This window comes from Asanoa sp. NPDC050611 (genome assembly GCF_040654855.1).
Classification (GTDB): Bacteria; Actinomycetota; Actinomycetes; order Mycobacteriales; family Micromonosporaceae; genus Asanoa.
Genome location: NZ_JBFAIU010000017.1, coordinates 34,942 through 48,621 on the forward strand (window position 1 = coordinate 34,942; position 13,680 = coordinate 48,621).

At 71.6% G+C, this 13,680-nt stretch carries 12 protein-coding genes and 1 pseudogene; 7 read left to right on the plus strand and 6 right to left on the minus strand.

Annotation, left to right across the window (positions count from 1 at the left end):
* Positions 1-2: 2 nt before the first annotated feature.
* On the minus strand, positions 3-782 hold the full coding sequence (locus AB0H87_RS04990; RefSeq protein WP_360139778.1) for an ABC transporter permease: 780 nt from the start codon (positions 780-782) through the stop codon (positions 3-5).
* A complete protein-coding gene (locus tag AB0H87_RS04995) occupies positions 775-1,785 on the minus strand; it encodes an ABC transporter substrate-binding protein (protein WP_360139781.1) in 1,011 nt (336 codons plus the stop codon). The genes AB0H87_RS04990 and AB0H87_RS04995 overlap by 8 nt, the downstream gene beginning before the upstream one ends.
* 166 nt (positions 1,786-1,951) lie before the next feature.
* On the opposite strand from AB0H87_RS04995, the gene AB0H87_RS05000 reads away from it, so the two are divergent.
* Both AB0H87_RS05000 and AB0H87_RS05005 read left to right on the plus strand, forming a co-directional pair.
* The gene (locus AB0H87_RS05000) at positions 1,952-2,866 is read left to right on the plus strand and encodes an LLM class F420-dependent oxidoreductase (protein ID WP_360139784.1); all 915 of its coding nucleotides are present in this window, start codon (positions 1,952-1,954) and stop codon (positions 2,864-2,866) included.
* Positions 2,867-2,930: 64 nt separating this feature from the next.
* Positions 2,931-3,548, plus strand: a complete 618-nt coding sequence (locus AB0H87_RS05005) for a hypothetical protein (protein ID WP_360139787.1) — start codon at positions 2,931-2,933, stop codon at positions 3,546-3,548.
* Positions 3,549-3,557: 9 nt separating this feature from the next.
* On the opposite strand, the gene AB0H87_RS05010 is transcribed toward AB0H87_RS05005, so the two are convergent.
* The 4 genes from AB0H87_RS05010 to AB0H87_RS05025 form a co-directional block, all read right to left on the minus strand.
* The gene (locus AB0H87_RS05010; RefSeq protein ID WP_360139790.1) at positions 3,558-4,364 is read right to left on the minus strand and encodes an arylamine N-acetyltransferase; all 807 of its coding nucleotides are present in this window, start codon (positions 4,362-4,364) and stop codon (positions 3,558-3,560) included.
* An 83-nt stretch (positions 4,365-4,447) separates the two neighbouring features.
* Entirely contained in the window at positions 4,448-5,641 is a 1,194-nt protein-coding gene (locus AB0H87_RS05015; RefSeq protein WP_360139793.1) for a ferritin-like domain-containing protein, read from the minus strand.
* Entirely contained in the window at positions 5,638-6,489 is an 852-nt protein-coding gene (locus AB0H87_RS05020) for a PhnD/SsuA/transferrin family substrate-binding protein (protein WP_360139796.1), read from the minus strand. Before AB0H87_RS05020 ends, AB0H87_RS05015 begins: the two co-directional genes overlap by 4 nt.
* Positions 6,489-7,319 carry an acyl-CoA dehydrogenase gene (locus tag AB0H87_RS05025; RefSeq protein ID WP_360139811.1) on the minus strand — a complete coding sequence of 277 codons (831 nt, stop codon included), beginning with the start codon at positions 7,317-7,319 and terminating at the stop codon, positions 6,489-6,491. The genes AB0H87_RS05020 and AB0H87_RS05025 overlap by 1 nt, the downstream gene beginning before the upstream one ends.
* 26 nt (positions 7,320-7,345) lie before the next feature.
* Between AB0H87_RS05025 and AB0H87_RS05030 the strand changes: the two are divergent.
* From AB0H87_RS05030 to AB0H87_RS05050, 5 genes and pseudogenes are all read left to right on the plus strand, one after another.
* Positions 7,346-9,064: pseudogene (locus AB0H87_RS05030) on the plus strand (glutamate synthase-related protein); the annotation flags it as partial.
* Complete coding sequence (locus tag AB0H87_RS05035; RefSeq protein ID WP_360139814.1) at positions 9,000-10,454, plus strand: glutamate synthase subunit beta; 1,455 nt, start codon at positions 9,000-9,002, stop codon at positions 10,452-10,454. The pseudogene AB0H87_RS05030 and the gene AB0H87_RS05035, both read left to right, overlap by 65 nt.
* Positions 10,455-10,617: 163 nt before the next feature.
* Positions 10,618-12,069, plus strand: coding sequence for a pyruvate kinase (gene pyk / locus AB0H87_RS05040; protein ID WP_360139799.1), 1,452 nt, complete (start codon positions 10,618-10,620; stop codon positions 12,067-12,069).
* Between the two features lie 11 nt (positions 12,070-12,080).
* Positions 12,081-12,953 carry an acyl-CoA thioesterase II gene (locus AB0H87_RS05045; protein ID WP_360139817.1) on the plus strand — a complete coding sequence of 291 codons (873 nt, stop codon included), beginning with the start codon at positions 12,081-12,083 and terminating at the stop codon, positions 12,951-12,953.
* Positions 12,954-12,989: 36 nt separating this feature from the next.
* Positions 12,990-13,460: an Rrf2 family transcriptional regulator gene (locus tag AB0H87_RS05050; RefSeq protein ID WP_360139802.1), complete on the plus strand. Its 471-nt coding sequence runs from the start codon at positions 12,990-12,992 to the stop codon at positions 13,458-13,460.
* The last annotated feature ends 220 nt before the right edge of the window (positions 13,461-13,680 follow it).

Consider the following 13,680-nt stretch of genomic DNA (forward strand, 5'->3'; position numbering starts at 1 on the left):
TGTCAGCGCTGCGACGTGGTCGCCCGCACCCACGGCAGCAACAGCCGCTCGATCAGCACGAGCACGTAGTAGAGCACGATGCTGAGCACCGCCAGCAGGCTGATCGCGGCGAAGGCGGTCGCGGTGTCGCCCTGACCGCCGGTCTGGACGATGATCATGCCGAGGCCGCTCTCGCCGTACTGCATCTCGCCGACCACAACGCCGATGACCGCGAGCGGCATCGCGACCTTGAGCCCCACGAAGATCTGCGGCAGTGCGGCCGGCAGGCGCACCCGGGCGAAGGTCTGCAGCCGCGACGCGTCCATCGACCGGGCCAGCTCGGCGAGGTCGGCGGGGGTGGTGGTGAGGCCGGTCGCGGTGGACAGCACGATCGGGAAGAAGCAGACCATGAACGCCATCGCCAGGATCGGCGTGCGCCCGTAGCCGAACCAGATCAGCATCAGCGGTGCGAGCGCCACCTTGGGCACGGCGTTGAACGCGACCAGCAGTGGCGAGAACATCCGCTCGAACGGGCCCCACGCCGCGATGGCCACGCCGATCAGCACGCCGACGACCATCGAGAGCACGAAGCCGACAATCGTGGCCAGGGTCGTGTGCCAGGTCTCGGTGAGCAGGAACTCGCGGTACCGGTTGAAGCCGTCGACCACCTCGGGCGGCGAGGGCAGCACGACCGTGTCGACGGCGAAGATCTCCGTGCCGAACCACCACGCGGCAACCGCTATGGCCAGGCCCAGGACGGGCCAGGCCACGGCGGTGCCGGTGCGGCGGTCCGGGTCAGGCACCCGGCACCAGATCGAAGCTGACCACCTGCTCCGGCGTCAGCCCGGCCTGGATCTGCCCGGATTCTTCGAGGATCGCGATGCTGCGGGCGATCCGCTCCTTGTCGAGCGAGCCCGCGGGCACGCCGGAGCCCTGGACGAACGGCCCCATGAGCGTCAGTTCGGCGGCAGCCGATTTCAGGTCGGTGGTCGGCGCGTTCTGCTTGAGCACGGCGGCGGCCTCGTCGGGGTTGCCGATCGCGGTCTCCAGACCCTTGAGCAGCGCCGCGCTGAACTTCTTGACCTTCTCCGGGTTGTCCTTGGCGTACTGGCTGGAGGTGATCAACGCGTTGCCGTAGAGGTCGGGCAGGAAGTCGCTGTATGGCAGCAACACGGCGGACTTCCCCTTGGCGATGCCCTCGATCGTCGGCTTGCCGACGACGAACTGGCCGATGGCGTCCACCTTGCGCTGTGCGAGCGTGCCGAAGAGCGTCTGCGGCGTGCCGTTGACGAAGTTGACCTTCTTCACGTCCACATTGGCCAGTTTGGCGTACGTCGGGAAGAGGTTGCGCACGACCGATCCCGGCAGATCGGCCACGGTCTTGCCCTCGAGGTCGGCGGGTTTGCCGACGCCGTAGCCCTCCAGCGACATGATGGCGGCCATGGTGCGCTGCTGGATCGCTGCCACCATGGTGAAGCCGGTGACCTTCCCGTCGCCCCCCGCGGCGAGCAGGCCGCCGGTCAGGTCGATCGGGGTGAACTGGGCCTGGCCGGCGACGACCTGCTTGATGTTGTCGCCGCTGCCGGTGCCGGCCTTGATCTCGACGTCGAAGCCGGCCTCGCGGAAGAAACCCTTCTCCTTGGCGACATAGGCGTACGCGTCGCGGCCGAACTGGCCGAAGGACGTCAGGTAGATGACCTTTTCCAGGCTGGGCGACTCGACGGGGGCCTCGTTGCCGCCGCAAGAAGCAAGGCTCGCGGCGAGTGCGACGGCCACGAGCGTACGGGCGAAGGATTTTCTTCTCACCGTCTTTACCTCCCCCCGCGAAGCGTAGAGGATCGTCGATGCGAGGTTGGTCCCGCTGGACAATTCGTGCATTACGGCTTTGTCACTGTGATCGGGGGCGTACGCGGATGATCCGTCTCACTGCACTGTCGAACTCCACGAACTCGTGATGGCACAGGGACGGCCCATGCGTGTCTGCCTGTTCATCGAGCCGCACCGCGGCGCGACCTATGACGACCAGCTGCGCCTGGCCCGGCACGCGGAGGACGCCGGCTTCGAGGGCCTGCTCCGCGCCGACCACTACCAGGCGATGGGCGCGGACCCGGGCCTGCCGGGCCCCACCGACGCCTGGCTCACGGTGGCGGGGCTGGCCCGCGAGACCTCCCGGATCCGGTTGGGCACGCTGGTCAGCCCCGTGACGTTCCGGCTGCCCGGCCCGCTGGCCATCATGGTGGCCCAGGTCGACGCGATGAGCGGCGGCCGGGTCGAGTTGGGCATGGGCGCCGGCTGGCTGGAGCGCGAGCACCTGTCGTACGGCATCCCCTTCCCACCCGTCGGCGAGCGCTTCGACCGGCTGGCCGAGCAGCTGGAAATCATCCGGGGATTGTGGCGCGCGCCGGGGCCGTTCAGCTTCGAGGGCAAGCACTACCGCCTGGTGGACGCGCCCGCCCTGCCCAAGCCGGTGCAGCGGCCCGGGCCACCGATCATCGTCGGCGGCAAGGGTCCGAAGCGGACCCCGGAGCTGGTCGCCCGCTTCGCGGACGAGTTCAACATGCCCTTCAAATCGGTCAGCGAGACCGCGGCGGGCTTCGATCGGGTCCGGTCGGCGAGCCAGCGGTACGGCCGCAGCGTCGCGTTGTCGGCCGGGGTGGTCGCGGCTCTGGGCCGCACCGACGACGAGGCACGCCGCCGGGCGGCCCCACTCCACGTGAAGAGCGCGCTGCCGCCGGAGGACCCGGTGATCGGCCCGCCGGACGCGCTGGTGCAACGCATCGGAGAACTGGCGGCGGTCGGCGCGACCCGGATCCACGTCCGGATCACCGAGATGTCAGACCTGGACCACGTGGACCTCATCGCCTCGCGGGTGCTGCCCCAACTCTGACTACGGGCGTACAGTCAGTTGCGGGACCTCATTCGCAGCACATTGGACTTGCGCAGGTCGAGACATGAATCGATTTCTTGCTCGAGGAAAGTCCCGCCGGACGGCCGCCGTCGACAGCTTCGTGTTTCCGAGCAACGTCCGGCTGCGGTTCGCGGGCCAGCATCAGCACCTCAGCCCCGACCAGGTGCGGACCGTGGAGGCTGCGGCCCGGCAGTGGTTCCGCCTCGCCGCGCGTCATCCACGCGCGAAGTTGTCGATGCCTTCCGTTGTCGTGGACGATCTCTGGCACGAGATGGTCCTGGACACGCGGGAGTACGCGGCGTTCTGCGAGGCCGCGTTCGGGCGGTTCCTGCACCATGTGCCCGAGCAGCGTGCCGAATCAGCCGACCGATCCCGTCACCTGCTGGCCACCTTCCAACTGGCCTGCGAGGACGAGGGCTGCGAGCCCGATCGGCTCCCGTTGCTGTTCTCGATCGACCGGCAGCTTGCCGTCGATGGTGGCCGCTACTACCTCGCGGACTGCGGTGGCCGTGGCCAGTGCCACGGACTGCGCGGAACGACCTGCCTGCGGCACCTCACGGGTGAGGGCAGATCGTCCCGCTTCGGAGCCCCCGGACACCATCGCACCGATCTCCCGCCCAGCGTCGGCGGCGACGGCTGCGGTGGCGGCTGCGGGAACTGAGCCCGCGGGTCAGCGAGCGCCGACGAGGCGGTCGACTGTCGCCAGCAGCCGTGCGGTCTCGTCCGCGGTCAGCCCGACCTCGAGGTCCACGAGTAGTTTGTCCAGCTCCCCCGGGGCGAGCGTGCGGTGTTCGGTGGGTTCACCGGGCCGCCGGACGGTCACCGTCTGGTGGGTGAGCGAGACGTGCCGGTCGGGCTGGTGGCGGGTCAGCATCAGGCCGTGCCGGAAGTGCGACTCCGGGTACGTGCTGGTGAAGTGGTGGCCCACCCGCACGTCGACCTGGTGGACCGGGAGTTCGTCGATCGTGTGCATCACCTCCCAGCCGCTCTCCCGCAGGCGCTGCAACTGCCACGCCTTTCCGGTGTCGGGCGAGTCGTGCCGCGCCAGCCGGAACGACCATCCGCGGTGGTCGTCGTGGGCGCCGTCGGCAAGCGGGATGGGATGCAGCAGGCTGTGCCCGAATCCCGGATCGGCCAGCCACCGCTGTCCCTCCGCTGAGACGATGACGACGCAGTGCGTGCGGGGCGACGTGCGCACGTCGCCGACGCGCCCCAACCGACGCTCGACCTGGAAACCCAGCGCGTCCAGCGCCGCGGCGAAGAGCGTGGCGTGCTCGAAGCAGTACCCGCCTCTCCCCCGCCCGACGAACTTCGCCTCGAGCGCCGGCAGTTCGACGCCCGGATGCTGACCGAGGAGCACGTCGATGTTGTCGAACGTGAACGTACGCACGTGCGCCTCGTGCAAGGCCTGGAGGAAGGACACCGTCGGCGCCGACCGGGGCAGTCCCACTCGTTCGAGATATGCGTCAACGTTCACCGAGCGCCTCCTCCGCGTTCACTGCCAAGAATCTACGGCGGGGTTGGCCGGCGCACCGACCGCGGCTCCGGTCGCGACGAGGTTCACATGAAGTTGCGGGTGTGCAATGCCGACAGTTCAGCCGATTCGTCCGGTGGGAACCCGAGCCGCTCGAGGCGTTGCCGGCGACCGTCGTCCATCGCCGTCTGGAGCCGTTGCACGGCGCGGTAGCCCCGGGCGATCGCGGCCGGGGTCCATTCGCCGGCGGCGAGCACGACCAACCCGTCGAACACGTCCGCGTTGAGGCCGGCCGTGTCGACGAGCGAGTCGTGGCGTCGTTCGACCGCGGCCCGGAGCCGCCCGCGCAGGGTCGGGTCCACGGCGGCCTGATGCTCCAGGTGGGCCACGCCGAAGGCGACGTGCCGGGCCTCGTCGATCCGGGCCAAGCGGGTGACCTGCCGGGTCACCGGGTCGGGTGCGTGTTCGTCGAGGAAGCCGAGCAACGCGAGGAAGCTGCCCTCACCGAGGACGGAGAGCAGGAACGACGCCAGGGAGAAGTCGGCCTCGTGAAGGAGGCTCGTCAGCGAGGCCCGCCCGCCCACCGACGAGGTCCCCATCCGCGTCCCGAACAGCAGGGCACGGCGGGTGAAGACCTCGACATGCCGGGCCTCGTCGGCGGCCTGCACGGCGAGCAGTTGCTGCACCTCGCGGAAGTGGGGATGCACCCGGGCCAGCAGCCGCGCCGGGATCACGAGGGCGGCCTGCTCGTTCTCGACCAGGTACGTCATCACCTGGACGACCGCGGCTTCGATGTCCGCCGGAAGGGCACGGCCGGTGGCGGCGGACCAGTCGACCGCCGTCGCAGGGTCCCATTGCGCCGCCGCGGCGTGCGCGTACAACCGCGGGGCGAGATCCGCCCAGACCACGTCGCGGTCGGCGACGTCGAACCCAGGCGGCACCGCGCCGCCGGCCTCCACCAACGCACCGCGGGCGGCCAGCCCCCAGTGGGCCGGAGGCCGCCGCACGATGCCCTCCGGTTCCGGCCCACCGGCCCGTTGTGCGCCGGCCCAGCGCTGGGTGTCTCCCGAGCCTGGCTCGACCAGGCAGCCGTCGGCCTCGACAGCGAACCGGTGCCCTCGGCTCCTGCACCAGGTCCGCAGGTGCACGGCGAGCGCCGGATCATCGCCGACGACGCGCAGCCCTCCGCCCGGCGGAACCTCGCGCAGCGCGCGTTCCACCAGGATGTGGGCGCCCTGCTCGAAGCCGAGCCGTTCCAGGTCGAGCCGGGCCGTCGTCATGGCGTGTAACCCGCGGCGGTCACCTGACCCTTGGCGTCGTAGAAGCTCTCCTCGTCCACCGCCCGGTCCAACTGGAGGTACCCGCTGGTCCGGCCCGGAAGCCACGCCTTCAGCCCTTCCAGGTCGAGCAGCGGACGGACCGCGTCGTCCGCGTACGACATGGCCAGCAGCAGCTCGACGAACCGGTCGGCGAGCGTGGCCGGCGCCGTGTCGACGAGCGTCATGTTGCAGTGGTCGTAGGGCGCGCTCTGAGCGACGATCCGGGTGCCGCCCGGCGCGAGCGTGCCCTCGCGGGCGAACGCGAGATGGTTGGCGTCGATCATGCATGCCGCGTCGACCTCGCCGGCCGCCAGCGCACGGGCGGCTTCCCGCTCGCCGCCGATGTGGTCGCCGTGCAGTCCGACGCCGACGTCGAAGCGGCGCACGTCGAGATCCGACGCGCCGGCCGCCCGCAGGTGCGCCAGCGGTATCAGCGTGGCCTGGGGCGAGTCGACCGCCCCGACGGCGACCGTACGCTCGCGCAGGTCGCCCGGCGCCGTCACGTCGGAGTCGGACCGGACGACGACGACCGACGTCAGATCCCGGTCGGTGTCGCGCATGACGGCGGCCCGCACCGTGCGGCCCTCGGCGTTGGCCAGCCGCTGGGCGCGCAGCCACGCCAGAGGTGAGTTCCACGCCGCGTGGATCCGGCCGGCGACCAGGTCCTCCACCTGCCGCTCGTAGTTCGAGTAGAGCAGGAAGTCGAACGGCAGCCCCGAGTCGCGCAGCGCGCGGCGGAAGCCCGCCCAGATGGTGACGACCTTCGGGTTGTACGCGACGGCCCCCATCAGCAACGTCTGGTCGTCCATCACGACGCGCCGTCGAACAGCGGCAGGCCGAGCGTGGCACGGCCGACGAAGTCGCGCAGGGCCGGCGTCGTCGGTGCCATCACGCGCGCGGCCAGGGTGTCCCGGAAACGGCGTTCGACGCCGAGCTCCTTGCGGAAGGCGGCGCCGCCGCACAGGCGCATCACGCCGTCGGCCACCTCGGAGGCGGCCTCCGAGGCGACGGCCTTGACCTGGAGCACGCGCAGCGTGGCGTCGGGGCGTCCGCCGGCGAGCGCGGCGAGCGTGTCGGCGAGAAAGGCGCGGGCCTCGTCGCCCCGGGTGCGGAGCCGCGCGTACTCGGTGCGCGTCACCGGTTGCTCGGCCAGCGTCTGGTCCAGGTGTTCCAGGCGGGTGTTCGTCAGATGCGTCGCGGCCTCGTCGAGCAGCGCGGTGGTCAGGCCCACGCAGAACGCGGCGTTCCCGGTCAGGAAGACGGGCAGCGCCGTGCCCAGCGCGATGTCGAGACCGGCACCGTCGTCGCGGAGCATTGCGGCGCCCGGCACCGCGACCCCCTCGGCCGCGACCGGCCTGGAGGCGTTGCCCCGCAGGCCGACACCATCGAAGCGCCCGGAGACCCGCAGCCCGTCCGCATCGGACGGCACGAACCAGAGCGTCATCGGGCCCGGCGCGGCCAAGGGCTTGCTCGACCAGACATAGCTGTCAGCTTCCCCGGCCGAGGTGACCCAGCTCTTGCGGGCGTCGAGGCGGACCATCGCGCCGTCCGGCGTCGCCGTGCTCATCGGCGCCCAGAAGTGGCTGCGCGAGCCGGCCTCCGAGAACGCCAGAGTGCTGACGTGCTCGCCACGGGCGATCGCCGCACGGACCTCGCGCGGCCCGTGGCCAGCTGCCCGGCAACAAGGTGTGGCCGTGGATCGCGAAGACGCGGCACGCCACGCCGGGCGTCGGGCTGATCTCGCCGCCGCCGCACCACGACATCTACTCCATCGAGGACCTGGCGCAGCTCGTACACGACCTCAAGATGGTCAACCCGGCGGCGCGCGTACATGTGAAGCTCGTTTCCGAGGTCGGTGTCGGCACCGTGGCCGCGGGCGTCGCCAAGCTCAAGGCCGACGTCATCCTGATCTCCGGACATGACGGGGGTACGGGCGCCAGCCCGCTCAACTCGCTCAAGCACGCCGGCACCCCGTGGGAGCTGGGGCTGGCCGAGACGCAGCAGACGCTGCTGCTCAACGGGCTGCGGGACCGGGTCACCGTGCAGGTCGACGGCCAGCTCAAGACCGGCCGCGACGTGGTCGTCGCCGCGCTGCTCGGCGCCGAGGAGTTCGGCTTCGCCACCGCGCCGCTGATCGTCTCGGGCTGCGTGATGATGCGGGTCTGTCACCTCGACACCTGTCCGGTCGGCATCGCCACCCAGAACCCGAAGCTGCGCGACAAGTTCACCGGCAAGCCGGAGTTCGTCGTGACGTTCTTCGAGTTCCTCGCCGAGGAGGTCCGCGGCTACCTGGCCGAGCTGGGGTTCCGCTCGATCGACGAGGCGATCGGCCACGCCGAGCTGCTCGACCTGGCACCGGCGATCGACCACTGGAAGGCCAACGGGCTCGACCTGTCGCCGGTGCTGCACGTGCCGGACCTGCCGGAGGGCGCGGCCCGCCGCCGCGTCCGCGAGCAGGACCACGGTCTGGCCCGCGCGCTCGACAACCAGCTCGTGGAGCTGGCCGCACCGGCGCTGGCCGACGGCACACCCGTGCGGGCCACCGTCGCGGTCCGCAACGACCAGCGCAGCGTCGGCGCGATGCTCGGCGGTGCCGTCACCCGGCGGTTCGGCGGCGAAGGGCTGCCCGACGACACCATCGAGCTCGACCTGGTCGGCACCGGTGGCCAGTCGTTCGGCGCGTTCCTGCCCCGCGGTGTGACCATCCGGCTGCACGGCGACGCCAACGACTACGTCGCCAAGGGCCTGTCCGGCGGCCGGGTCGTGGTGCGCCCGCACGTCGACGCGCCGTTCGTGGCCGAGCAGCAGATCATCGCCGGCAACACCATCCTCTATGGAGCGACCGGGGGCGAGCTGTTCCTGCGCGGCCGGGTCGGCGAACGGTTCGCGGTCCGCAACTCCGGCGCCACCACGGTGGTCGAGGGCGTCGGCGACCACGGCTGCGAGTACATGACCGGCGGCACCGTCGTCGTGCTCGGCCCGACCGGCCGCAACTTCGCGGCGGGCATGTCCGGCGGCACGGCGTACCTGTGGCGCGCCGACGCCGCTCGGGTCAACCCCGAGCTGGTCGAGCTGACCCCGCTCTCCGACGACGAGCAGGTCACCGTGCAGGCGCTCGTGCAGCGCCACTTCGCGGAGACCGACTCGGCCGTCGCCGAGGACCTGCTCAAGCGCTGGCCGGAAGCGGCCCGCGAGTTCACCGCCGTCGTGCCGCGCGACTACAAGCGCGTCATGGCGGTCATCCGGGCCGCCGAGGCTGCCGGCCATGACGTCGACACGGCTGTCATGGAGGTAGCACGTGCCTGATCCACAGGGTTTCCTGCACCACGAGCGTCGGCTGCCGCAGCGGCGCCCGGTGCCGGTCCGCATCCAGGACTGGCGCGAGGTCTACCCGTCGGCCGACGACGGGCTGATCCGCGAGCAGGCCAGCCGCTGCATGGACTGTGGCATCCCGTTCTGCCACCAGGGCTGCCCGCTCGGCAACCGGATCCCGGACTGGAACGACCTGGTCCGCACCGGGCAGTGGGCGTCGGCCGCGGAGTCGCTGCACGCCACCAACAACTTTCCGGAGTTCACCGGGCGGCTCTGCCCGGCGCCGTGCGAGGCGTCCTGCGTGCTCAGCATCGCCGGCGGCGCGCCCGTGACGATCAAGCAGGTCGAGGTCGAGATCGCCAACCGGGCGTTCGACCTCGGGCTGGTCACGCCCCAGCCCGCCGGGCACGCGTCCGGCAAGCGGGTCGCGGTGGTCGGGTCGGGTCCCGCGGGCCTCGCGGCCGCGCAGCAGCTCGCCCGGGCCGGGCACGCGGTGACGGTGTTCGAGCGGGACGACCGGGTCGGCGGGCTGATGCGGTTCGGCATCCCGGACTTCAAGCTCGAGAAGTCGCACATCGACCGCCGGGTGGAGCAGCTCCTCGCCGAGGGCGTGGTCTTCGAGACCGGCGTCAACGTCGGCGTGGACGTGACCGCGGACCAGCTCCGGGCCGAGTTCGACGCGGTGCTGCTGGCCTGCGGCGCGCTGCAGAGCCGGGACACGCCGGCGACGCCCGGGCGCGGGCTGCGCGGCGTACACCTGGCCATGGAGCACCTCGTCCCGGCCAACCGGGTGGCGGCCGGCCTGGCGTCCTCGACGCCCATCGACGCGGCGGGCAAGCACGTCGTGATCATCGGTGGCGGCGACACCGCGGCCGACTGCCTCGGCGTGGCCCACCGGCAGGGCGCGGCGGCGGTGTACCAGCTCGACCTCTACCCGGAGCCGCCGGCGGTCCGGGACGAGGCCCGGGACCCGTGGCCGACCTGGCCGTGGATCCTGCGGAACTACCCGGCCCACGAGGAGGGCGGCTCGCGCGACTTCGCGGTCGGCGTGCAGGAGTTCGTGCACGACGGCACCGGCGCGGTGCGGGCGGTCCGGATCGCCGAGGTCTCCGTGACCAAGGTCGACGGCCACCGCCGGATCCACGTGGTGCCGGGCACCGAGCGGGAGCTGCCGGCCGACATCGTGCTGCTGGCCATCGGCTTCGACGGCACCGAGCCGCAGCCGCTGCTCGACCAGCTCGGCGTGGCGCGCAACGCGCGTGGCGCGGTCGACGCGCGGCCGGACTGGCAGACCGGCACCGACGGGGTGTTCGTCGCCGGTGACGTGCACCGGGGTGCCTCGTTGATCGTGTGGGCGATCGCCGAGGGGCGGGCGGCCGCGTCGGCGATCCACTCGTACCTGGGTGGCGAGGGCGAGCTGCCGACTCCGGTCGATCCGGCGGCCGTACCCCTCGCGGCGTGACGTTTTTTTAACGCTCGGTGACCGTCAGTCGGGTGCCATCGGTGCTCGTGCTGGGAGTAGGCTCGCTGACGGTCACCGGCGGTAGATGACGGCGGTGACGGCAACTGTTCGGATTCCCGACAGAAGCCGGTTACGAGGACGATCCGGGAAAGAGACTAGCCTCATGGGCGTGACACGCCGCGCGAAGATTGTCTGCACGATGGGCCCAGCCACCTCCTCGCCGGAGCGGATCCGTGGGCTCGTAGACGCCGGTATGGACGTGGCGCGGCTCAACTTCAGCCACGGTGACCACGCCGACCACGAGGCGATCTACAAGCTGGTGCGCGAGGCCGCCGACGCGGCCGGCCGCGCGGTCGCGGTGCTCGCCGACCTGCAGGGCCCCAAGATCCGGCTCGGCCGGTTCGCCGACGGCCCGCACGAGTGGCGCACCGGCGACTCCGTGGTGATCACCAGCGACGAGATCGTCGGCACCGCCGACCGGGTGTCCTGCACCTACTCGAAGCTTCCCCAGGAGGTCCGGCCCGGTGACCGCCTGCTGATCGACGACGGCAAGGTCGCGGTCGAGGTCACCGAGGTCAACGGCAACGACATCCGGGTGCTCGTGATCGAGGGCGGCCCGGTCTCCAACAACAAGGGCGTCTCGCTGCCCAACGTCGCGGTGAGCGTGCCGGCGCTGTCCGAGAAGGACACCGAGGACCTGCGCTTCGCCCTGCGCCTGGGCGTTGACCTCGTGGCGCTCTCGTTCGTCCGCTCGCCCGACGACGCCAAGCTGGTCCACTCGATCATGGACGAGGTCGGCGTGCGCCGCCCGGTCCTGGCCAAGGTGGAGAAGCCCGAGGCGGTCGAGCGCCTCGAGGAGATCGTCGACGCCTTCGACGGCGTCATGGTCGCCCGCGGCGACCTCGGCGTGGAGCTCCCGCTCGACCAGGTGCCGCTGGTGCAGAAGCGCGCGGTGCAGATGTGTCGCGAGGACGCCAAGCCCGTCATCGTCGCGACCCAGATGCTCGACTCGATGATCGAGAATGCCCGCCCGACCCGCGCCGAGGCCTCCGACGTGGCCAACGCGGTGCTCGACGGCGCCGACGCGCTGATGCTCTCCGGCGAGACCAGCGTCGGTAAGTACCCGGTGCTCACGGTCAGCACGATGGCGAAGATCATCTCGACGACCGAGGCCGGCGGGATGCCGGTGCCGCGCCTGCAGCACGACCCGCGTACGCACGGCGGCGCGCTCACCATCGCCGCGTCCAACGTCGCCCGCGCCGTCGGCGCCAAGGCGATGGTCGCGTTCTCCCAGACCGGCGACACGGTCCGCCGCCTCGCCCGGCTCCACTGCGAGCTGCCGCTGCTGGCCTTCACCCCGGTCTCCGAGGTGCGCGCCCAGCTGGCGCTGAGCTGGGGTGTGGAGACGTTCCACATGCCGTTCGTCCAGCACACCGACGACATGTTCCGCCAGGTCGACCGGGCGCTGCTCGGCCTCGGCCGGGCCGAGCCGGGCGACTACGTGGTGGTCGTGGCCGGCAGCCCGCCCGGCACGCCCGGCTCGACCAACACGCTGCGGGTGCACCTGATCGGCTCGCTGGTCGACCCGGCCACCGTGCAGCGCCAGATTCCGTGACGTCCGGCGCCATGCCCGAGGGCGGGCAGTCGGCGGTCGACTACCTGGTCCGGATGCTCGACCTCGAGCGGCGGTCCGAGGACACGTTCGTCGGCACCACGCCGGTCGTCGGCCTGCAACGGGTGTACGGCGGCCACGTCGCGGCCCAGGCCCTCGTGGCGGCGGGCCGCACGGTCGACCCGTCGCGCACGGTGCACTCGCTGCACGGCTACTTCGTGCGGCCGGGTGAGTCGGGCCAGCCGATCGAGTACCGGGTGGAGAACATCCGCGACGGCCGCTCGTTCTCGGTGCGCCGCTCGGTGGCCGTACAGAACGACAAGACCATCTTCTTCATGTCGGCGTCGTTCCACCGCCACGAGGACGGCCTGGACCACCAGGCGCCGGCACCGTTGGACGTGCCGGGGCCGGAGGAGGTCCCGACGATGCGGGAGCGCCTGGGTGCCTACCCGGAGCGCCTGGGCATCTGGAGCTCGGTGCCGTGGTCGCTGGACGTGCGCTACGTCGGTGAGCCGGGCTGGGTCCCACCGGGCGACCGGCGCGCGGACCCGCACCAGCGGGTGTGGATGCGCATCGACGGCAAGCTGCCTGATGATCCGCTGCTGCACGCCTGCGCGCTCACCTACGCGTCGGACATGACGCTCCTGGACTCGGTCCTCTCGGTGCACGGCGAGGTCTGGGGCCCGGGCGGCGTGATCGGCGCCAGTCTGGACCACGCGCTGTGGTTCCACCGGCCGTTCCGGGCGGACGAGTGGTTCCTCTACGACTGCTGGAGCCCGTCGGCGTCGGGCGGCCGCGGCCTGGCCACGGGCCGCATGTTCACGACGTCAGGAGCCAACATCGCCACCGCGGTCCAGGAGGGCCTCCTCCGCCGCGTGGGCGCATGATCCATTCGGTTATACGTACCCGATAGGATTAGTGCCATGCGACTGTCCGCACGGGTCGACTACGCACTGCGCGCGATGGCTGAATTGGCCGCCGCGGCTGATCAGGACGGCGCCGCGGCCCCGTCGCCGATGACCGCCGAGCAGGTGGCCAAGGCGCAGGACATCCCGCCGAAGTTCCTCGAGAGCATCCTCCTGCAACTGCGGCGGGCGGGCCTGGTGCACGCCCAGCGGGGCCCGGACGGTGGCTACTGGCTGGCCCGGCCGGCGCGGGAGATCGGGCTGGGGCAGGTGATAAGGGCGATCGACGGCCCGCTGGCCAACGTCCGCGGCCAACGCCCGGAGGACCTGGGTTATTCAGGTGCCGCGGCGGCGCTGCAGGAGGTCTGGATCGCCCTGCGAGCGAGCGAACGCGAGATCCTGGACCTGGTCTCGATCCACGACGTGGCGACGGGCAAGCTCCCGGACCGCGTCCGCGACCTGACCGCGGACCCGGCCGCCTGGGCATAGCGCCCATGGCGGTCCGGCAGCGGCTCTGGCCGCTGATCTGGCCGCGTGGGCGTAAGGCCCACGTCGGCCCGGAGATTGCCGTGGCCGCGGATCTGGCCGCCCGGGCCTGAGGCCTGAGACCGTCCGAAGGTGGCCCGGCCACGGATCTGACCGCCCTGGCTGAGGCCGACGATGGTCCTGAGGTCGCCTTGACCGCGGATATGGCCGCGTGGGCGGTGGC